This window comes from Hymenobacter elongatus, from assembly GCF_004745955.1.
GTDB lineage: Bacteria > Bacteroidota > Bacteroidia > Cytophagales > Hymenobacteraceae > Hymenobacter > Hymenobacter elongatus.
In genome coordinates, this window is sequence record NZ_SRLD01000010.1 from 23,294 (window position 1) to 45,245 (window position 21,952).

General features: G+C 56.6%; 11 protein-coding genes. 4 read left to right on the forward strand and 7 right to left on the reverse strand.

The window, feature by feature from the left end; translation table 11 throughout:
* Window positions 1-381: 381 nt before the first annotated feature.
* Window positions 382-2,193, forward strand: coding sequence for an SWIM zinc finger family protein (locus E5J99_RS06695; RefSeq protein ID WP_135496952.1), 1,812 nt, complete (start codon window positions 382-384; stop codon window positions 2,191-2,193).
* A gap of 309 nt (window positions 2,194-2,502) precedes the next feature.
* Here E5J99_RS06695 and E5J99_RS06700 read toward each other — a convergent pair whose 3' ends face one another.
* From E5J99_RS06700 to E5J99_RS06730, 7 genes are all read right to left on the reverse strand, one after another.
* Complete coding sequence (locus E5J99_RS06700) at window positions 2,503-2,925, reverse strand: response regulator (protein ID WP_135496953.1); 423 nt, start codon at window positions 2,923-2,925, stop codon at window positions 2,503-2,505.
* A 51-nt stretch (window positions 2,926-2,976) separates the two neighbouring features.
* Window positions 2,977-5,472: a PAS domain-containing sensor histidine kinase gene (locus E5J99_RS06705; protein WP_167852022.1), complete on the reverse strand. Its 2,496-nt coding sequence runs from the start codon at window positions 5,470-5,472 to the stop codon at window positions 2,977-2,979.
* A gap of 517 nt (window positions 5,473-5,989) precedes the next feature.
* A complete protein-coding gene (locus E5J99_RS06710; protein WP_135496955.1) occupies window positions 5,990-9,589 on the reverse strand; it encodes an ABC transporter permease/M1 family aminopeptidase in 3,600 nt (1,199 codons plus the stop codon).
* 12 nt (window positions 9,590-9,601) lie between these two features.
* A complete protein-coding gene (locus E5J99_RS06715; protein WP_135496956.1) occupies window positions 9,602-10,504 on the reverse strand; it encodes an ABC transporter ATP-binding protein in 903 nt (300 codons plus the stop codon).
* A gap of 444 nt (window positions 10,505-10,948) precedes the next feature.
* On the reverse strand, window positions 10,949-11,992 hold the full coding sequence (locus tag E5J99_RS06720) for an alpha/beta fold hydrolase (protein ID WP_135496957.1): 1,044 nt from the start codon (window positions 11,990-11,992) through the stop codon (window positions 10,949-10,951).
* A 216-nt stretch (window positions 11,993-12,208) separates the two neighbouring features.
* Window positions 12,209-12,949: a LytR/AlgR family response regulator transcription factor gene (locus tag E5J99_RS06725; RefSeq protein WP_135496958.1), complete on the reverse strand. Its 741-nt coding sequence runs from the start codon at window positions 12,947-12,949 to the stop codon at window positions 12,209-12,211.
* Between the two features lie 159 nt (window positions 12,950-13,108).
* Complete coding sequence (locus tag E5J99_RS06730; protein ID WP_135496959.1) at window positions 13,109-14,410, reverse strand: sensor histidine kinase; 1,302 nt, start codon at window positions 14,408-14,410, stop codon at window positions 13,109-13,111.
* Window positions 14,411-15,017: 607 nt separating this feature from the next.
* Between E5J99_RS06730 and E5J99_RS06735 the strand changes: the two genes are divergently transcribed.
* Genes E5J99_RS06735 through E5J99_RS06745 form a run of 3 tightly spaced genes read left to right on the forward strand, consistent with a single transcriptional unit; the run spans window position 15,018 to window position 21,932 of the window.
* Window positions 15,018-15,554 (forward strand): OmpH family outer membrane protein, encoded by a 537-nt coding sequence (locus E5J99_RS06735; protein WP_135496960.1) that lies wholly within the window; start codon window positions 15,018-15,020, stop codon window positions 15,552-15,554.
* Window positions 15,554-16,147, forward strand: coding sequence for a hypothetical protein (locus E5J99_RS06740; RefSeq protein ID WP_135496961.1), 594 nt, complete (start codon window positions 15,554-15,556; stop codon window positions 16,145-16,147). Before E5J99_RS06735 ends, E5J99_RS06740 begins: the two co-directional genes overlap by 1 nt.
* A 31-nt stretch (window positions 16,148-16,178) precedes the next feature.
* Window positions 16,179-21,932, forward strand: coding sequence for an RHS repeat domain-containing protein (locus E5J99_RS06745; RefSeq protein WP_135496962.1), 5,754 nt, complete (start codon window positions 16,179-16,181; stop codon window positions 21,930-21,932).
* Window positions 21,933-21,952 lie beyond the last annotated feature (20 nt).

Genomic DNA, 21,952 nt, shown 5'->3' on the forward strand with positions numbered 1-21,952 from the left:
AACGCTTTTCAGCAATTAGTCTCTTACTTTGCTTCTATGGCTACCAAACGCACACCAGCTTCTACTCTTGCCCAAACCCGCCCGCCTTACATGCTCATTGCCAGTGTTATCGATGGATGAGACAGCTTACTATCATTTCTGCAATGCCGCCGCGACCATCAAGCAGATTCGTTCCATTATGTGGGCTAATCCTGAGCGACCATCAGATGAAAGTATTGACTGGCTTATGAATGGTGCCCGGCCGGAGAAAGAACGCCGGATCGGACAACGTCTACGGCGCGGAATGATATAAAAGCTCTTCCGCAGTTGTTCGGCTGTGCTTTAGCACTTATTGCCACGGACCACTGAACAAGCAAGCCATCATTCCCCCATCTTCGTCCCATGTTTACCCGCCAGAGCCTGCGCCACCTCGCCAACGACAACAGCTTTCAGCGTGGCCAGGCGTACTACGATGCCGGAGCCGTGCGCAAGCTGCGTCGCGAGGCCAATACCTTCCAGGCTCAGGTGAAGGGCACGCGTACTTACCGCACCGAACTGCTGTTGGCTCCCACCGGCCCTAAGTTCGAGTGCAACTGCCCGTATGATTTCGACGGCATCTGCAAGCACGCGGTGGCTTTGGGTCTGGCCGTGCTCGAAGCTTATGGTTCCAACCTGACGAGTCAGGAAAGCAGGGAGCACCCCGCTGTCCCCAAGCGGTTGGGAGCTGCTGTGGCGGCGGCCTGGGCCAGCCACCCCACCGCCGACAAGCTGCGCTTCCTGGAACAGGCCCTGGCTAAAAGCGACGATTTGGCGCGGCAGTTTCTGGGCTTCGTCGGCCAGCCCGTGCCCGCGTCCGGTCCCGATCCACTAGTCATTCTCGACACGCTGGCCGAGCGGCTAACCGATACGCTCAGTACCCTGGAGTTCGACGAGGAACTGTGGGAAAGCAGTGGTGGTAATGGCGGCTACGACGAGGGCGAGGCGCTGGAAGAAGCCAGTGCCGAAGTAGTGCGCGAAGCCCTGGCCGGCTTCGTGAGCGAGCTGTTGGGGCTGGCCCGTGGCGGCCAGCTTACGGCGGCCCTGCGCTACTGGGCCACGGCCTGTGCGGCCATCTACCAGGTAGACGAGCCAGGCAGCGACGACTACGGCCTGTTTGGTGACTACGGCACCGAGGTGCTGGCGCAGTGGCACGAGCAGCTGCACCCCGCCGGCTGGCCCGCCGTGCTGCTGTCCGCCGTGGTACCGCCCGCCGAATTGGAAGCGGGCTTGCACTGGTTGGATACTTACCTGATCGACCCACCAACCCGCTGGCCCGACTTCGAGGCGAGCTGGCTGCCATTGTTGCTGGCGCTGGCCGCCGACCCAGCCGCCGCGCCGCTACTGCTGGCCCACCTGGAAAAAGTCCCGCTCAGCGCCGACACCCAGGCCCGCTTGCGCCTCCAGCTGGCCCGCACCCTGGCCAACGACGCCGACTGGGTGCAAACAGCCGAAACGCTACTGCCCCAGGATGCCGCCGTGGCCCAGCAGCTGCTCAACTATTACACCTGCCAGGCCGACCGCCCCGCCCTACTACGTACCGCCGCCAAGGCCTTGGCCATCTGGCCCGATCATTTCGGCGGGTATGTCCTCAACACTTTCACCGCCGCCCAGGCTCCCGATCTGTACCGCGACGCCCTGCGCCACCGTACTCAGGCCAACCACAGCCTCGACGACTTCGGACAGCTGCGCCCGCTGCTGATGCCGGCCGAAATCACGGCTTTAGTTGAAACCGCCGTGGCGGCGGCGCAGGACGGACGCGGCAGTGTGGCCTTTGCCGCCGAACTGCTCGCCCGGGAGGCCAGCCCGGTAGCCCTGACCGAGTTCGTGCTGGGGCTGGAGTGGATTCACATCAGCCCGCCCTACCACGCCGAAATTGCCATGATGCGGTTGGCCGAAGTGGACCCTACGGCGTTGATGCTGGCGCTGGAAACCCGCGTTCGTGCCTACCTCGGCGGCCACGCCGGTGCTAAGCGCGGGGCTTTTCTCTACGACCGTATCGGCCGCTGGCTGGTGTCGGTCCGTGGCACGGCCCCGCGCCTCACGGAGCCCGTTTTGCGGCTAGCCCTGGAGCTGCGGCAGGAATTTCCAACGCTGTCCGGCCTGCGTCAAGTGCTGCGAGACGAGGGTTTTCTACCCATGGAGTCGACTGGCGCGCCACATAAGCGGGGGAAATAACAAACGGCTCTATACTGAGCAGGATGACCACATTTCATCAACCGCTTTTAATTCAGGAACAGGTCTGCTGTGTAGCACTGCGACCCTGAGCGCCCCGGTATGCGCGCCGCTAGTACGAGTGAAGCCGCGCAGTTTATGCCTGAGCCGGTATGACCCCACGCGAAAGATCTCGTCTCTACACAGCTGCATGCACTGGTGTGTGCGGTTTCAGAATATCACTGGCCAGTCGACATCATCGTGCGACGGGTCGCGAGGCAACGCTTCGCGGTACGGGCTTAGAGCCGTTTTTTTGCCCCTGTTTCGCCTAAGCTAGCTGGCTGGAAACTGGCGCTGATAGTGCAGCTTCAGGATAGTATCGACCTTCTCTTTGGTCAGCGGCTTGCTCACCAAGCCGGCGATGGGCAACTCCTCCATCCGGTCCAGGTCGTGGGATTCCATAGAAGCGGTGTGCATCACGATGACTACTGCCTGGCGCTGGGCCGGCGGCAGGCGCTTGTAGGCCTCCAGAAATCCCATGCCGTCGAGCACGGGCATTTTCACGTCGAGCAGCACCAGGATGGGGCTGGCCGGGTCGGCGCTGGCAGTGAGTTGGTCGAGCGTAGCCAGCGCCTCGGCGCCGTTAGTGGCCGTCAGGTACTGGTCGGCCACGCCCAAGTTCTTGAGAAGCCGCTCGTTGAGGTGATTGGTAGTAGGGTCGTCGTCGACCAGCAACACACTAGAGAGCTTGATCATAAGTAGAAAGGTTCTGCACAGAAGGCCGCGCCACTATACTCGCAGATGACATCAGGCGGGCAGCGCGACGACAAAGGTAGTGCCAACACCGGGTTGACTACGCACCGAAATGGTGCCCCCGGCGTTTTCTACGATCTTTTTTATCGTGTAGAGCCCCACGCCCGTGCCCTCTACGTGGCTGTGCAGGCGCTGAAACAAGCCGAACAGCCGGGCCTGCTGGGCTTCATCCAGCCCCAAGCCATTATCCTGCACTTCGAGGAAGGTGCTAGTCTCAGTACAGTGGCAGCGCAGCTCTACCACCACCGGCCGGCTCGGGTCGCGATACTTCACGGCGTTACTAAGCAGGTTGTACACGATGCTGCGCAGGTTGCGGGGCGCGAACGACAGCGTAGGGCAGCGGGCCACATCCACCACCAGCTGCGGGCTGGCAGCGGTTAGCAGCGGAGCCAGATCGGCGCACACGTCTTCGACGAGGGTTGCCATATCCACTGTTTCGGGCGGCTGGGAGTGGGACGCTTGCAGCCGGATAACGTCGGTGAGCTGGGCCAGGGTGAGCTTGAAGCGCTCCACGGCGCTTTGCATCATATGCAGCAACGGCTGCACCTCGGTGGCCTGCTGCGCCGTGGCGGGCAGCAGTTCGAGCAAGGCATACACCAAGCCCTCGATATTGGCAATAGGCGTGCGCAAATCGTGGGAAGCGGTGTAGATAAAATTGTCGAGGTCGGCATTGGTGCGGCTGAGCTGCTCGTTGGCGGCGGTCAGCTCCCGGGCCAGGTCCAGGGCCTGCTGCTCGCTAGCAGCTACTGCCTGCCGGGCCCGCACCTGTTCGGTCACGTCATGGGCAAACACGCGCACGCCGTCCACGGCTCCGTACTCGTCGCGGTGAGCCTGATAGGAGAAGGTACAGTAGATTTCTTCCAGCGCGCCCCCGTCCTGCCGGGCCATCATCAAGGGCATTTCCTGGGCTACATACGGCACTCCCGTCTGGTACACCTGCCCCAGTAAGGCGGGAATAGGCGTGTCGGTCAGCTCGGGCAGGGCCGTGAGCAGGGGTTTGTCCAGCAGCTCCCGACCCGGAAATATGTGCTGGTATGCCGGGTTTACTAGTCGGAACACATACTCGGGGCCAGCGAGAATAGCGATGGGAGCGGGGGCCTGCATAAAGAGCTGCTCCAGCTCCAGCTGTTGGGCGGCGCGCTGCTGACGAGCCAGCACCTGGTCGGTTACGTCGTAGGCAAACACCGAAATGCCGGCGGTCTGGCCGTCTTCCTGGTAGGCCTGGTAGGTAAAGTTGAAGTAAGAAGTCTTGGCCGGTTGGCCATCGGGCTGCTCCACCACGAAGGGTAATTCATTGCCAAAATGCGTTTCACCCTTCTGAAAAACTCCGTCGAGCAGCGCTACTAAGCCCTGCGCCGCCGCCTCGGGTGCGACTTCAGCAATGGTTCGGTTGCGCAGCTCGCGGCCAGGAAACAGCCGCTGGTAAGCAGGGTTGTAGTACTCAATGCGGTGGCTGGGCTCGCGCAGGAGGGCTATCAGGGCCGAGGTCTGCTCAAACACCTGGTAGAACGCTTCGCGCTCCTGCACCTGGTGCCGGGCCGTCGACAAGGCCTCGGTCTGGGCCGCCAGCGCAGCCTGGGTATGTTCCCGCACCCGAATTTCCAGCCCCTGGTTGAGCTGCAGCAACTGCTGGCGGGCCAGCACTTGCTCGGTTACGTTGTAGGCAAAAATGAGCACGCCGGCCACGGCCCCCGCGGCGTCGCGGGTGGCTTGGTAGATGAAGTTGAAGTAGCCCGGATCTAGTCGGCCCGAGTTGGTGCGGTCCAGCAGTGCTGGCACTTCATTGCCGTAGTGCGTCTTACCGGTGCGGTATACCTCGTCCAGCCAATCGAAAAACGGTTGGCCGGCCAGCTCCGGCGCGGCTTCGCGGTACGGGCGACCCACCATCTCGCGGAAGCCAAACGTCTGCCGGAAAGCATCGTTGGCCATTTCGATAATGTGGTCGGGGCCGGCAAGGCGGGCAATCATGCCGGGAGCCTCGTCGAAAACGGAAAGCAGACGCTGGCGCTGGCGCAGGGCCTCCGTCAGGGCGGCCTGTTCATGGGCCTGGCTTTCGCGCAGGTCCTGCTCCACGGCGCTCCGCCCGTGGTCGGCGGTGTCGGTGAAGCTCACAACCAGCAGCGCTCCACTGCGCTGGGCCGCGATGTGGTAGTAGTTGTCGAGCCCGTCGTGTTGGTAGTTGACATCGTAGCGGCCGGCCTCGCCCGTTTCGAACACGCGGCAGTAGAAAGCGAAAATGCCAGTTTCTACCGTGTGCGGGAAGTGCGTGAGCAGCGTGCCACCCGGCTCTGCGGGCAGCGTCAGCATGCGTTGGCCGGCCGGGTTGAGGTAGTCGAAGGCAAAGTCGGTCAGCGTACCGTCCGGTTCGTAGATCGGCCGCCACAGCTGCAGGGCCGTGAGCGAAACATCGAGTACACTTTGCAGCAGGTCGTTGGCAAGGGGCAAGGGCAGGCGGGCCCCGTTGGTGGGGGCAGTGGAGGAGAACTCCATAGGGTGCGCAACAGGCGCAAAGGGAAAGCGGGGGCCAGGAAAGCAGCGGCGAAGACTGCGGGCGGGTAAGGACCGACGGCCGCGCTGAGGCGGTGGAGGGGCACCCGGGGGCGGGGTGCGGGCCGGAAGGCTGTCCAAGCAGGACCGGCACATAGGTATACGGCGTTGGCGCTAAGGTGACTGGAACAGCAGCGGCAGGAAAGAAATAAACGTGCCTGTAGCAGTGGTGGCCGCAGTTTTGGGTGTTTCTGGAAGCTGGTTTAATTAAGTTTACTTGAGCTGCCGAATGCTGTAGAGCTGCAGCAGTGTGCGGCTGCTCACAAGCAAACCGTTCACCGACGAGACGCGAAATGATGCGCCGCTACGGCAGGCTTCCCCTTATTAGTACCGCGCTTATGTTGTTGCCGGAAACGCAGAGACGTACCCCACATAGCTGCTTGCGCGTCAGGCGGCATCCCGACCGGGATGCCGCCTGACGCGCAAGCAGCTATGTGGGGTACGGTTTCTACTGCTTATTCTACTCTGCAAGCAAGGCCGTAGCCGGGCTGCCAGCGCGGCCGATGACTACCGCTTCCTTGGTGTTGTCCTCCGGCCGCCGGTCTATCAGCAGCAGATCGGGGTCGATAGTGGCCTTGGTGGGCGCTGCCGACACGAGGAGCTGCAAGGTTTTCTGGTGGCTATCGAGGCGCACGCGCTGCCGGTGCAGCACCTTGTTGCGGGCTCCGTAGAGTGCCACATCAATGTAGTCGTGCAGCGGCGCTTCCGTTTCCTTGCCCGTGGCATCGGCGTAGCGCTTGTGGGCTTCCACCTGCAGAAATACCTTGTAGCCACCATCGGGCAGGCGCTTGTAGGCCACTTCCCGCACCTGATTATCATAGAGCGTGATGCGCTTGAGTTGGTCGGCCACGAAGTAGTGCAGCGAATCGGGCGTGGCCCGCAGCAGGTAGCCGTAAAGGTCGTCGGAGGTGGGGTAGGGGGCCGGGCGGCCTTCGTAGTCGCGCATAAATTGGGCCAGCGCACCGTGCAGGCGGGTTTCGCCCAGGTAGCCGCGCAGCGAGTACAGGGCCAGGGAGCCTTTGGCGTAGTGAATGTGCGGCTGGTCTTCGTTGTAGAGCAGGGGCAGCTCGCGCACCTTCTCACTGGCCCGGCCGCGCAGGTAGTAGTCGAGGGCGTAGCGCCGCAGCATCAGCACCCGCGCCGGGCCGTAGAGTCGTTCCAGCATCAGGGTCGAGAGGTATTCCGAGACAGATTCTGACATAAACGTGGCTCCCTGTACGGCCGCGCCGGTTACCTGGTGGCCCCACCATTGGTGGGCCATTTCGTGAGCTACCACCCGGTAGGTGCGGTCTACGTCCTTATCGTCGGGGCTGGTCTGGGCGATGAAGCCGAGGCCTTCGGAATACGGCATGGTGCCCGGAAAGGCCTGGGCTACTTTCTGGTAGCGCGGAAACTCGATGATGCGGGCCTGCTGCTGGGGGTAGGCCCCGAACTGCTGGCCGTAGTAAGCCAGCGACGCGCGCATGGAGCGCATCATGCGGTCGAGGTTGTAGGGGTGGGCGGGGTGGTAGTAGATTTCCAGGTCGACGCCATTTAGCTTTTCGCGGCGCACCTGATACCTGGCCGAGGTGATGGAATAGAAGTTAAGAACCGGCGCGGCCAGGCGGTAGTGGAAGTAGCGGCGACCGTTCTGCTGCCATTCTTTCAGCATAGTGCCGGGGGCCACGGCAATCTGGTCGGGGCTGGTGCTCACCGTGGCCTCGAAGCGCAGCCGGTCGGCGTCGGTCGAAATGTAGGTATTCGCGTAGGCCGCCGAGTCGCTCTGCGGGGCCAAGCGGGGCCGCTCGGCCAGGCCAAACCTGGCGCGGTCGGTGGCGTTTTCCAGTTCCAGTATCCGGGTGTAGCCGATGGTAGGCGCCAGGTCGAAGTTGTTGAGGAAGGTGCCGTTGCCGTTAATCAGGGGCCGGGACACCTTGTTTTCGAAGCCCCGGGCGCGGTAGTGGGCCGAGTAGCTCAGCACCAGCGAGTCGCCGGGGGCCAGGGCGGGCTGCAGGGCGAAGCTGCGGAAGCGCAGGCGCTCATCGTTGAGCACGGGCCGGGCGCCGGGGATGCTGAACTGGAAGTCTTCGAGGTAGCTGCCGTAGGACAGGCGCAGCGTGTCGAGCGGGCGGCTGGTTTTGTTGGTGAGCGTCAGCCGGCCTTGCACCTTTGCGGCGCGGGCTTCGGGGGTGAGGTCCACTTGCAGGCTCACAGCCGTCACGCGGGGCTGGGGGGCCCGCTCGAAGCGCTTGTACTGCTTTTCGTAGTCGGCCTGTACCTGTTGCTCGCCGGCCGCCGTGGCGTAGTCGTTGCGCACGTTGGTATTGTAGTGAATCCAGCCGCCCAGGCCTAGCCAGGTTAGCAGGCCGGTGGCGGCCACCGCCCGCAGCGCCGGGGTGAACGACTGGCGCAATTGCACTGCGCTGAAAGCCCCACCCACGGCCCGGCCCCGCACCCAGAGCCCGGCCGTGAGAGCCGCCAGCAACATCGTAAAGGCAGCCCAGTACAGCTTAAACCACACGATGCTTTCCGCGAAAGGCCCGAAGCCGTTCATGTCGGAGTAGGTGAAAGCGGGGGTGTCGGCGAAGCGCAGCAGGTTGTTGTTCCAGTCCAGGGCCGCCCCGCTGATGCTTTGGAACAGGATGATGGCCACCGTCAGGCCATAGGCCAGGAACTTGTTGCGCAGCAGCACGTGCAGAAACACCGTGCCCACGGCCACCATCACGTAGCGGGTGAACTCAATGCCAAACACGGCCTTGCCGTACAGGCTCCACTCAAAGTTGGTGTAGCCCTGCAGCGCCTGGGCCGCCACGCACACCAGCACGCCCACGCTCGTGAGCAAGGCGGCAACGGCCACCAGGGTCAGCATCTTGGCCGTGTAGGGCACCCAGGAAGGACGCGGCGACGCATCCAGGATGCCGTCGAGGCGGGCGTCCTGCTCTTTCCACACCAGCACCCCGCCGTAGTACACCAGCACGGCTATCACAAACAGCCCGTAGGTGCCATTAATCAGGTCGAGCATGGTGTAGGTGACCGGGTAGAAATGGCCGCCTTCCCGCTCCGAGGCCGTGGCCGCGATGCTGAGTAGGTTGATGACCCCCAGCCCGAGCAGAATCCAGAACGGCACGCTCTTCAGAATGCCGAGCAAATCCAGGCGGGCCTGCTGGGCCAGCTGCACCAGCGCCGCGCCGCGGTCGTGCCGGGGCTGCGTCCGGGGCTGGGGGGTGGGAGCCGAAGGCCGGGCTGCCGTCGGGGCGTCCGCCAGCCGGCGCTTTTTGGCTTTGCCGGTCGAGGTCGTGAACGAAAAGACGCCGTGCGTGAGGCCCATCAGAGCGCCGGCAATGCCCAGCCACACCAGGCGGTTGGTCAGCAGCGGCCCGGCGAAGGCCAGCACCTCGGTGTTTTTCTCGGCTACCGTCCAGTACTTGGTCAGGGCGTTGAGGGTGCGCAGGCCAAAGGGGTCGAGCAGCAGCACGGAGGCCGGCGCTTCCAGGTTGGAAGTCAGCAGGCCCACCAGCAGGAAGCCCACCATGAGCCCCAGCGCCGCGATAAAGGCGTACACCGTGTTGCGCGTGAGCACCGTGAGGCAGTAGATGATGGCCCCGGCCAGGACGACGTTGGGCACGATAAAGAAGCCCAGGGCCTGCACATACGGCGCCAGTTGAAACGCGCCCACCCGGGCCGGCTCGTTGAGCACCGCGCCCAGGGCAATGGCCAGCAGCACGCCCAGCAGCGCGAGCACGGCCACCAGCAGGCCGCCGGCGAAGCGCCCCCAGAGGTAGCCGGCTTTTTCGAGCGGCGCGGCGTACAGCACCTGCGCGTAGCCCGAGCCGGAGTCGCGGGTGGCGGTGCTGGCCATGATGGCCGTGATAAAGAGCAGGCACAGCATGGTCATGGCCCCGGCCCGGTTCAGGATGGCAAATGGGGCGTTGACGTGCAGGTTGCGCAGGTCCTGGCCTATCTGCAGGTTGGGCCAGAGCATGGCCAGAAACGTCAGCCCGAAGGTGACGGCGAAGAAGATGTAGGTGAGCGGCTGCTTGCGCCAGGTGGCCAGCTCGAAGCGGAGGAAGGCAGTGAACATGAGCGGGCGGGCTTAGGCGTGAACGAGGGTAGATTGAGGCTGCGCGGCTTTCCCCTGGATGGTGGAGAAAAACACGTCTTCGAGGCTGGGCTCCACGGCCTGGAAGCCGGCGGGCTCCAGGTCGTCGCCCACCACGTGCAGCAGCGGCTGCCCGGCCAGCAGCTTGGTCGATATCACGGCGTATTCCTGCTGGTATTCGGCCAGCTCGGCTTTCTCGATGGTGCGCTCCCAGATGCGGCCCTTCAGCTCGTGCATGGCGGCCTGGGGCTGCCCGGCAAACAGCACCCGGCCCTGGTTGATGATGGCCATGTTGCGGCACAGCTCGCGCACGTCGTCGACGATGTGCGTGCTCAGAATGACGATGATGTTCTCGCCGATTTCGCTCAGCAGGTTGTAGAAGCGGTTGCGCTCGCCGGGGTCGAGGCCGGCGGTGGGCTCATCCACGATGATGAGCAGGGGCTGGCCGATGAGGGCCTGGGCAATGCCGAAGCGCTGCTTCATGCCGCCCGAAAACGTGCTGATGCTGCGCTTGCGCACCTCGTAGAGGTTGGTTTGCTCCAGCAGGGCCTTCACCGTGTCGCGCCGCTCGCCGCGGTGCACGATGCCTTTCACCACCGCCATGTGGTCGAGCAAATCCTCGGCCGACACGCGCGGGTACACCCCAAACTCCTGGGGCAGGTAGCCCAGCACCCGGCGCAGGGCCATCTTATCCTCCAGCGCGTCAATGGCATCGAGGTGGATGCTGCCGCTGTCGGGGGCCTGCAGGGTGGCAATGGTGCGCATCAGCGAGCTTTTGCCGGCGCCGTTGGGTCCGAGCAGGCCGAACATGCCCTGCGGAATGGTGAGGCTCACGTTGTCGAGCGCCTTCACCCCGTTGGGGTAAGTTTTCGACAGATTTTTGATGGTCAGTTCCATGCGGGTCGGGGGTGAAGGGGTGGTGTCGTGGCAGCTGCCACGCGGTTTGGTAGGACAAACATCCATCAGGCCGCGCGGCAATGAAAGGCAGAATGAGTAAGTGGTAGCCGCCAGCTAGAATTCGGTCGGCTTGGCTTAGGCTGACCTCGGCCCCGGGCAAGGCCAAGTCGTCTTGGCGTGGTTCTGAGGATGGGGAATAGTCGTGCGAGCTTCCTGATTAGCGGCTAGAGCGAGCTGACGGCACGACGGCTCCAACTGCACTGTTTGGACTGCTGCCCGACTACTGTCCGAAACACTTTCCCGCAAGACAACTCGGGCCGATGGCGGCCTCGTTGAGCTCGCACTTCTCCTTCAACGGGTCAAGGGCAGTGCTCTCACAGAAGCTGTCTTTCAAGCCGCCGCCGCCGCTCGGCCGGGGCCTGATAAGTCACAGCTTAGCAGAGGCTAATGGGCTAAAAAGCGTCTAATCTCCGCTGCATATAACTCCGGCTGCTCCGCAAAAATCTGATGGCCTGAATTAGGTATTAACGTCAGCTTACTGTTGCTGAACAAATCCAGATATTCTTTCGTGTAGCCCCAGGAAATGTAATCGCACTGGCCTTTCATGACCAAAACGGGAATTTTATTGTCTTTCAACTTGATTCTTGGGTCTTTTAAATCACCGTAGCTGACGCTCGTATTTAAATTGCAATAACCGCCTGCACCCCCTTCTTCTTTCAAGGCACGGGTGCTATCGCAAACAAGACCTTTCGTAAACACAAAGGCCATCTTGGTTAAGTAGCCATCGGCTTCTTTATCCGAAGCAAGTTTTACCCCAAAAAACCTTGCCCACATGCCGATGGAAACATACCGTGGATTAAGAACGATGGGCAGCACCTTGGCATTAGGGCTATAAGGCTCTTTTAAACCCAGACTGTCGGGTGCTTTCACTTTTTCCAAGGCTTCATTCACTGGCTTAATCGAGCCCGGACACGTGAAAACTATTTTATCTACTTTGGAGGGGTTGTCAGCGGCATACAATACTGCCAATGCACCACCCCAGGATTGTCCAACCAGAATCACCTTTTCGACCCCCAACACCTTGATAATTTCTTCCAGGTCCTGTTGATGCCGGACGGCGGTGTATTCCTTCACTTTGTCCAGTCTTTCCGAAAGGCCGCATCCTACTTGGTCATACAAATACACATCGTACCCGAAGGCCGAAAGTGCCCCCAGCGTTTCAATGTTTTTAGTATACACGTATCCTCCCGGACCACCGTGCAAATAGATAATGGGGTACGGTTTTTTAACACCTTGGCCTGCAAGGTGTGTGTAGGCAATTTTTGAACCCGTCGGTAGTTCCCAATAGCGAGTGGTTGCACGGGGCTGAATAGCCGGCATAGCCAACTTTGTCGGAATACACCCTTTAAATATGAAAATTGTAATAAATGCAAAGAACGTCCATTTTGTAAATCTCAGGGCCTTTTTTTTCATCGTCATGTTCTTCATTTTTACCGGTAAGGGTTGTAAAGGCTACTGTGAAACATAGCAGCCAATGGCGCTTTACTGGAACAAACGTCCACCTATTCTCCCGCTCCTGAAAGGCACAATGAGTAAGTGGTCAGCCCCGGCGAGTATCCGGTAAGCTTGACTTAGAGCTTCATGGCAAGACAACTGGCGGTCCGGCATTTGGCTTCGGGCGGCAGTGGCCGAATGTGCCGAAAGTCACGCCCCAAACCGTTTCATCAGCTCGTCCTTTTTGCGGCGCGACACTTCGATAATAGAGTCGTCGGTGAGCTGCACGTAGCCGCCGCTGCCTTTGATGTAGCGCTTCACGTGGGCCGCATTGATGAGGTGGGACTGGTGAATGCGGATGAAGCCGTAGTCGCTGAACAGCTCCTCGTATTCCTTCAGCGTGCGGCTGACCAGTATTTTCTCCTTGCCTTCGAGCACGAACAGGGTGTAGTTGTCGTCGGCCTGGCAGCGCACCACGCGGGCTACTTCCACCACCTCGAAGCCCTGCATGGTGGGCAGCACTACTTTGCCGGCCGGCCCGTTGCGCTCCCGCAGGTTGTCGTAAAACGTGGTCAGCTGAGCCGCCACGGGTGCTTTCTGGCGCTGAGCTTTGGCCACGGCTTCGCGCAGCTCGGCTACGCCCACGGGCTTGAGCAGGTAGTCGAGGGCGCAGAACTTAATGGCCCGCAGGGCGTAGCGGTCGTGGGCCGTGGTGAAGATGATGTCGAAGGGTACATTGCCCAGCGCGTCGAGCAAGTCAAACCCCGAACCCAGGGGCATTTCCACGTCCAGAAACAGCAGATCGGGCGTTTGCTCGCGCAGCAGCAGCACGCCCTGCTCAGCCGACGTGGCCTGGCCCACCACCGTTACATCGGGGCAATAATGCCCCAGCAGGGCCCGCAGCGCCTCCCGGCTGTTGGTTTCATCATCGATAAGTATGGTGCGAATCACGGGTACGGCCTGGGGCTAAGCGGATAGGGAGAAGGTTGCTCGTGTTGTCATTCTGAGCCTGCGAAGTGCTTCTGCCGCAATGGTAGGGAATAAACGGCGGCGCAGCGAAGATAAAATAGCACGTGCAACTGGGTTTCTGCCGACTTTCCTGTCAGCTTCTCAGGAATGCAGGGCCGGAATCCGGACCACGACGCGGGTGCCTTCCGGTGGCGTGTCTGCGCTGGTCAGGTCCAGAATCTGAATCGTGAGGGGGCGGCGCGCCTGCCGGTTCAGCAGCGCCACGCGCTCCTCCACGATGGCCGAGCCCCGGGATGGGTAGCCGGCGTGGGTGCCGCGCTGCCCGGCGGCCCGGCGGCGGCCGATGCCGTTGTCCTGCACCACGGCTGTCAGGTAAGCACCGTCGCGGGCAAAGCGCACCTCAATATGGCCCTGGCCCGTGTGGTGCGACAAGCCGTGCCAAACGGCATTTTCCACGAACGGGTGCAGCAGCATAGCCGGAATTTCCTCGGCCAGCAGGGTCTCGTCTTCCACTACCACGTCGTAGGTAAACTGGCCCTCGAAGCGCAAGGCCTCCAGCTCCAGATAGCCGCGTAGCATCCGCACTTCGTCGCGCACGGTGAGCAGCGGCTGTCGCGACTGTTCCAGGATCAGGCGCATGAGGGCACCAAACCGGGTGAGGTAGTGCTGGGCGGCCTCCGCCTGGTTGTGCAGAATGTACTTCTGAATAGACTGCAAAGAGTTGAAGATGAAGTGAGGGTTCATCTGGGCCAGTAGCGCCCGTTGTTCCACCTGGGCCAGCTGCGTTTGCACCCGCTGCCCGCGCCGCATGTTGCGCACGCCCCAGGCACCCGCGCCCGCCGCTACGAGCCCGCCACTCAGCCAGCCGAGCCAGGCCCAGCTCACGGGCTGCTCTTTCGGTAGGCGCACGATGCCCTGGCTCGTAATAAATACCCACTGGCGCGCCGCCTCGCCCACAAAGCGCACGTCGCGGCCCTGCAACGCGGCCACGGCCCCAAAACGGCGGTTGGTGTAGCGCAGCACCCCTTCTGCCGTGGCTACCCACAACGGGCCTTGCGGAGCCTGGTAGAGGTGGTGAATCCGCTTGCTGGGCAGCCCCTGAGTGTAGGTCATTTCCCGAAAAGCCGCGCCGTCGTACCGCAGCAGGCCTTCGCGGGTGCCCACCCAAATCTGACCGGCGTCGTCCTGGGCCAGCGCCGTCACGGTGTCGTTGCTCAGGCCGTTGCGGGTCGTGAAGCGGGTGCGGCGCGGCCCGTCCGTCAGCAGCAGGCCCGGCGCGGCGGCTTCCCAGACGCGCCCCTGCCGATCTACCAGCCGGACACTGCCATCGGAGTCAGTGGTGTCTGCTGCCTGAATGTTCTGATACAGCAGAAGTAACGAGCCCAGGAAAGTATAGCGTAAGAGTTGCCAAGCCTTGCGTACATCTACTCCTCCTGTTGCCATGCTCTAAATGTAGGGAAGTATCTATATAGGGAGCGTTAAACCAGGCTAGAAACAAGCACTACTAGTGCCGCGTCAACCAATTGTTATGGTGAGGTAACAGGTGCAAATTCGTGGTAGTAGCTAGGCCGGAGGTGCCCCATAACTGCTTGCTAAAAATGTGATAAGGTAAATATAATCAGTGTCTTAAATTTTATTTGCTCTATCATTGCTGGTTATTCAGAATCTGATAGGAGCTCGATATTAGGGTTCAGTCTCGTGAGTGTGAGGATATTCAGAAACGCGTGGTACCGATTACGAGAGCCGGTTGGCTATCTACAATACGAATTCTATTTAGGCGGTGACTGTATCGGGTAACAGCCTTAACCTTATGGGCAAGTGCAGCGGCTGAGAGTACTAGTATTGGAAGTTGCTGATAATCAATGCTATATTCACTTAGCATCCAATGAGCGTATAGTTGGTCGAAAGAGTATGGGTCATAATCACACTGAAATTAAGTTATATCGGTAAATTTACATTGCTTATTATTGTGCATTCAATGCCGCAGAATATGTTCTTTCTTTGCGGTTTGAACAAGCATATTTATATCTAACGCTAAGGATTCAAAGGTTTGAAAGCACTAGTTACTATTGTGTTGTTTGTTCTTTCTGTTGCTGTAGGCTATCTGCTCTATCGGCAGCCACCAGTTATAGCCTATGTGGATTCTGCTAAAATGCTGAATAGCTACCAGGCCATGATTGATGGACGCAAAGTTTACCAGGCGAAATTTCAGGGCTGGCAAAACAACGTAGACACGCTTTCTGCCGGCGTTCAGCAAGCCATTAAGGAGTATGAGCGCAAGGCCGCTGGCATGTCGGAACAGGAGAAAGTACTGTCGCGCCAGTTGTTAGCATCCAAGCAAAAACAGTTTGTCGAGTACCAGCGAGCCATACAGCAGAACGCACAGCGTGAGGAGGCTAAGTCCAACGAGAAGATATTAGCAGCTGTCAACGCTTTTCTGACCCGCTACGGAAAAGACCATGACTATGATCTGATATTGCTGGCGTCTCAAGCCGGTACTATCGCCTATGCTCGGCCTGCTCTCGACCTGACGGATGAAGTAGTAGCCGAGTTAAATAAAGAGTATATACAGGCCAAAGGCAAGTAATGAAGCATTCATTCACGCTACTGGTTGGACTGCTGCTACAGCTCGCTGGCTGCACGAACGAGCTGACCACGAGCGAACTGGACCACTACCTGGCGAATCCCGCAAATGGCCTTACTCGAAAGCAGGAAGCCGGCGAGCTAACGGTTGAAGTGACCTATCGCCCCGCCGCCCTGGTCGCGCCTTATCACAGAGAAGACAAGCTGTTGGATAGGCACCAGTCGCAATACTATTTATTGTCAATCAGCAGAAAAGGCGCGGAAGTGCTTGATCCAGCGCGCGGTTTTTCAGCCTACAGCTCCTTGCTGCAAACGTTGGCTTTTAGGCCTCAGGAATATATGAGGCTGACCACCGCAGACGGTGACACGCTAGTGCCCAGCAATTCGATTTTGGAACGCACTTACGGTATGGGCGCGAGCACCCGCATCTTAGTCGCTTTTCCAGCATCAGCGGGAGAAAAGCACCCGTCGGTTGTCTTTCACTTGGAAGAGTTTGGCCTCCAAATGGGAAATCTGTCCTTTCCTTTCGAACACCAGGACATTGTAGATATCCCGCCGCTCAAGCCAACGGCTACAATGGCAGGTACTCCTAAGTAGTGTTATTTTTTGCGCGACATATTAGTAGAATATGAAATTCCTCTACCGGCCCAGAATTATAAAAGCCATTGCTTCCTTCTTACTATTGGAAGTAGTCACCCAGCTAGTCGCTCCAGCAGCAAGCTATGCCTTGACCTCTGGCCCCACGGTTCCCGAAGCAACCAGCTTTGAGCCGGTCGATACCACCGACATGGTTGATTTGGCCTCTGGCGACTTTACCTACAACATTCCCTTACTGGAAGTGCCTGGGCCTGAGGGGGGCTATCCTCTCGCTCTGTCTTATCACGCGGGTATCCAGCCCAACGAGGAGGCATCATGGGTAGGACTTGGCTGGTCGCTGAATCCAGGTGCTATCAATCGTAATGTTAATGGGTTTGCCGACGACCATGAGAATATAACTCAGACGCGCCGTGACTATTGGTCGGGAGGGCAAACCAGCACTACTTCTGTTGGGGTCACAGTCGGTATTCCCGGCACCCCCGCTAGCGTATCGTTTGGCTTGTCTTTCTCGCAAGACACGTACCGCGGCTTTGGAGTAGGAACTAATATAGGTATTGGTAGTTCATTCGAAATGGGGCCCGCATCGATAGGCGCTAGTGCCAGTGTATATACAGATGGATACGGTAATTCAGGTGCTGGAGTGGGAGTGGGCGTCTCGGTTGCTGTAGCCGGTAATGTATCAGCCAGTTTGGGAGTAAGTGCAAGTACGTCAGGTGGCTTTGGTGTAAACGCTGGTTTAGGATACAGCGATAAAGCAAGCAAAATGAGTGCGAGTATCCTCGGGGTTTCTATGAATTCCGGGTCATCAACTCCGTCGTTATCAGTTGGAGGCGGGTCAGCAATGGTGGAGAGTGGTAGAGCGGGAATAATTCAAACAGAGGTTTCAAGCTTTGGGGTATCTATTCCCTTCCCTGGCGGGTCAGTGAATTTGCGGCAAAGTGATGTGCGCTATTGGTCAGACGAAACAGTGGATGTACTCGCCAGTGGGAGTATATACTTTCCCAAGCAGTTTACGCCTAACGTTTGGAATTCATCAACTTCGAGTTACACTTTTGATAATAAGGCATTCGATACTTATCGGTTGTCGGATCCCGAAAACGCGAACATATACGAGCATCCCGACCCCAACTGGTTGTTGGGTGGTAGTTTCGCAGATTATGATAATTATATGGTTTCTGGTCAGGGAATAGCTGGCTCTATGAGACCCTATGTCTATCAGGCAGCATTATACAGCCAAAATAAAGTGGTGCCTAACGTGAGTAGTCGCCATCATATTATCGATTATCCATTGCCATGGGATAACAAGCCTGCGTTTTTTCGCTTCGAAAATGATTTTTCTAATCAATACCGGCAAACTAGTACTGGTACGCTGACCAGTGGCCCTTATTCTTATGGTGGGCAGAACTATGACGATGTAAGATATAATTTTGACAACCAGGCCCAGCACGGTGAGAACAATACGCTTGGGTATGATGCTTCCAATGATCGTATTGCGGGCTCAAAATCAATAGAATATTACACTAACCAACAAATAAAGAGCGGAATAGCAAAAGTAACAGGATTTATTGATCAGTCAGCCAAAGGTTTTGCACGGGACAACAACAGCCAAATAGGCGGATTTTCGGTCACTAATGCCAGTGGTGTTACCTACCATTATGCCTTACCTGTATATTCATTCAACGAGCTGTTCTATATGCAGAAAGTTGGAAGTAGTGGAAGCAATTTGACCTACAACAGACTCTCCAAACCTCAGAAGTATGCTTATACGTGGTATTTAACCGCAGTAACCGGGCCTGACTATGTGGATATCAATAACGACGGCTTAGCAGGGCAGGGCGACTGGGGTTATTGGGCGGTATTCAATTACGGCAAATGGAGTACTGACTACAAATGGCGAAACCCATCTGAAGGATACCATCGTGACGCAGATGCCTCATTTGAAAGCTATTCAAAAGGCATGAAAGAGCTATACTATCTTAATTCTGTTGCAACTCGAACTCACACCGCTTTGTTCGTGAAATCATTTCGAGCGGATGGTAAAGGTGCTGCTGATGGCAACGGAGGTTCGAGGCCTTTCGCTGTGACTCCCGCAATAGGGTGTACCCCCACTGGGGGAGGAGGTTGTAGAGACCCTTATTGGAGGTGTGCTTACCCTGCGATTCAACTAAAGTTAGACAAAGTAATTACGCTCAAAAATGAAGATGTGCCAGCTAATGTTGAAAATCAGGCTACTACCTACAATATTAATAACGTTGCTTATTCCTCTAATGGGGTGAGTTTTAGTACGAGTGGAAGACGGTTTTTAGGGGAGAATATCTTAGATGTTGCTGACGTAGCCTCTCTTTCATCTATTACAGTAAAATCAATAAATAGTACTGTATTCTCATATAATTACTCGTTAAGCCCGGGTACTGTGAATAGCTGGGATGAAACAGGGACTTTTTATACCTCCTCTGATTTATCGAGTCCTTCTACCTCTGTTTCTAACACACCACCATTGTTTGGCAAGCTTACTCTAAACCAAATACAGACATTTGGATTAGGTGGTAATGGTGCGATGCCACCTACCAAGTTTGGCTACGAGTTGTCCCAAGAGGAAAAATCTAGTACCAGCATTACAGTTGGTGAGGTCATAAACTCTAAGGGATATGTCATGCTAGGAGATGAAAATCCTTTTCGTGAGGGCGACCTACTCGAGTTTATTGCTAACGGACGCCGCGTTTGCTGCGCTTTGGTGAAGAGTGAGGGGGGTATTCATTATTTAGCCAGATATATTGGCTATAGCCCTCCCTCAGGGACTTACACTGCTTCACTTACAAAGAACCCTCCCTATTCCAAGGATAATTATGACATGTGGGGCATGTTCAAAAGTGATTTTAATACAGACTTGACCAGTTTGTCTGGCTTTGATGAGACCATGGGCAGAGCAACAAGTGAAGTCTCGGCCAAGAGTACGGACGTGTGGTCATTGCGTAGTATTCAAACTCCGTTGGGAGCTATTCTTAAGGTCAAATATGAAGGAGATAAATACCAAGCGAAGTTGCTAAAACGCCCTAACATGATAGCTGGTTTCGGCTATGGGCAAGCCGCTTCAACGGGTAACCATACTCCAGCTTCTAGCACTGGAAGAATTGCCCTTGGTAATCGCTTGGTCGTACCTGCTTCCTCTGTTTTTAAAGTTGGGCAACGGGTAATGATTTCTGGCTTGTTCACCCCCAATGATCCTTCGCGTAATTTTAGAGGAGTATATGACGTTCCAGTTACTATAACTCAGATAGAGGATTTAAATTCCAGTCTAGGCTCCAATATTATATATGTTAGGGATGATACTGGGCAGTTATGGCAGCCAGCAACTAATATTCCTAGGCAACAATTGTACCTCGGTCATGTGAAGCTTTCGGAGAGTAATAATAATAATTATGGAGGTGGGTTAAGAGTGCAAAATATTTCTGTAAGTACATTCGGTTTAGATAAAACAACTCGTTATAACTACGAAAATAATGAGTTGCCTTCGGGTGTGACAAGTTATGAACCGGGTTCTTACCTGCCTGTTAATGAAGCTGATTTTGCTGGTTACATATCAGCATCGACTCATGGTGGAATGAATTCTAATGAAATGTCATCTGCCAGAGCTGCTGCTTCGACAACTGCCAAAGCATACAAGATAAACTACTACAGCACCCTTCCGACTCTTCTATCATTGACTCGTATCTTACCAGCTCCTGGTGTAATGTATGAGTACGTTACGGTACGTGATGAAATCAAGCGAGCTAATGAGACTGAGAAGATATTGCCGCAAACAACAGTCTATCAGTTTGAGGTAATTAAACCCAATATGGTTAGCCTGTTGCCTGTTACTTATACATCAGGAGCTGCACCAACAAGTAGCAAGCCTTATCGAGTAATGACTCGGGAAGTTGCTATCCACGACTTTACCACACGCGTGGGACGCTTAAAACGGCGTACTTCTTATTATTCTACCGATGAATCGGGCAGGACATCTGCGTCGGGGAAAAATTTGGTGAAACTGAGTGAAACAGTTAACCATTACCTGCATGATGAATTTACCAATGCTGGTATAGGGGCCAATGTTACGCTGAATAGTTCTGGCTACACGGCTAAGTTGGGCCAATATGGTTATATCGGCATGGTGCAGGAGACCTTCGCGGATTCTCGCAAAACTCAAATTCCGGGAAACGAATTTCAGTACGACCGTAAAGTAATTATGAGTAGTAGAAAGACGTATCCAGTAATTCTGACGGGCACTACTACTACTGATTACAAAACGAATACTAGCGTAACAACTGAAAATAGACAGTTTGACTTCTTATCGGGCGAGGTTACGAGTATGCTCACTACGGACAGCTACGGCAACCGTATGCTGAGTGAGAGTACGCCTGCTTATCGTAAGTACCCGACCCTCGGGCCCAAAATGGGTGCTAACGGCAACCGCAATATGTTGACGCAAAGCGCTGGTTCCGCTCAATTCAAAGTAGATGCTCAAGGCAATAAACAAGGATTGCTTTCAGCTACTGCTCAAACTTGGAGTACTTCCGTGCCTGTACTTGGTACTGCGGTATTCAATCCTGAATACCGTGACGTACAAACGAGTGTCTGGCGGCCACAGGCAACATATTCGTGGCTGCCCATCAACTCCACCATTGATGGTCTCACTCCTCTGACTGGTGCAGGTGCCTACACCGATTTCTTTACAGGGGGAGCAGTAGCTCCTTGGAAAAAAACTTCACAAGTAACTTTGTATGACGTCTTTTCCGCTGCTCTGGAGGCTACTGACATAAACGGGAAATACGCCGCCACCAAAAAGGGATATGACCGAAGCCGCGTCTTACTATCAGGTGCTCCAGCTTCTTATAATGAACTGGCTTACACCGGACTGGAAGATGTTGGATCTGTCTCCGAAACGATAAATGGTGGAATAAAAGCTGTGTGGCCCGATTGGGCTACTAGTGATGCCGCAATAGAAACTGATGCCAGTCAGACAACTACCATTGTACATACCGGAATTAAAAGCTTGCTTTTGAAGCCTCAAAAACATGGTATGTCCTATGATGTGCCTATCGCTTCCGTGCAAACTGCCAAGGCGTACAGGGCAAGCGTGTGGAGCAACAGACCTGAAGCTCAACTATATTACTGGGTTGATGGTGTCGAGCGAAGTATTGTCAGCGGTAATACCCAAAAACAAGCGAATGGTTGGTACTTGCTGGAACTGACAATTCCTCCAATTGGAGCAGGCCACCAGACATTACGCGTAGGATGCTACAACAGCAGTCCGACGACTAATGTGTACTTGGATGACTTTCGTTTTCAGCCCATTGATGCTCAAACTACGGCATATGTTTACGATAAGCATACAGGGAAAGTCACGCACTTGCTCGATAATAATAATCTCTACACGCGCTACGAGTATGATGCTGCTGGGCGCTTAACTAAGACTTACCGGGAGACCTTCAAATATCAGCCAAAACTGGTCAATGAGGTTGCCTACCAGTATGGGCTAAGCCGCCCGGCTTTGGATGGCATAACGCTTGCCGTTTCGCCACCATCCAATTCCCGAACGGTGCAAGTTTCTTTATCTCTTCCCGCTGCCTTGAGTAGCAACCGTGTCATTCAGTACAATCCCGGAAGCGGCACTGCTTATACTACTGTGAGTAGTGTTGCTTTTCCCTATACGTATAGCGCCGCTGGCACTTATTGGATGCGAGTCAGGGTAACAGATGCGGAAGGCAAGCAGCGCGAATTGGTTAGTAAAGTAATTGTTCCTTAACGGGTAATAACTTTTAAATT

Excerpts from the sequence above, each read along its gene's own strand:
- E5J99_RS06705 (WP_167852022.1), bottom strand. The coding sequence starts at position 5,472 with ATGGAGTTCTCCTCCACTGCCCCCACCAACGGGGCCCGCCTGCCCTTG.
- E5J99_RS06710 (WP_135496955.1), bottom strand. The coding sequence starts at position 9,589 with ATGTTCACTGCCTTCCTCCGCTTCGAGCTGGCCACCTGGCGCAAGCAG.
- E5J99_RS06720 (WP_135496957.1), bottom strand. The coding sequence starts at position 11,992 with ATGAAGAACATGACGATGAAAAAAAAGGCCCTGAGATTTACAAAATGG.
- E5J99_RS06745 (WP_135496962.1), top strand. The coding sequence starts at position 16,179 with ATGAAATTCCTCTACCGGCCCAGAATTATAAAAGCCATTGCTTCCTTC.
- E5J99_RS06700 (WP_135496953.1), bottom strand. The coding sequence starts at position 2,925 with ATGATCAAGCTCTCTAGTGTGTTGCTGGTCGACGACGACCCTACTACC.
- E5J99_RS06695 (WP_135496952.1), top strand. The coding sequence starts at position 382 with ATGTTTACCCGCCAGAGCCTGCGCCACCTCGCCAACGACAACAGCTTT.
- E5J99_RS06730 (WP_135496959.1), bottom strand. The coding sequence starts at position 14,410 with ATGGCAACAGGAGGAGTAGATGTACGCAAGGCTTGGCAACTCTTACGC.
- E5J99_RS06740 (WP_135496961.1), top strand. The coding sequence starts at position 15,554 with ATGAAGCATTCATTCACGCTACTGGTTGGACTGCTGCTACAGCTCGCT.
- E5J99_RS06715 (WP_135496956.1), bottom strand. The coding sequence starts at position 10,504 with ATGGAACTGACCATCAAAAATCTGTCGAAAACTTACCCCAACGGGGTG.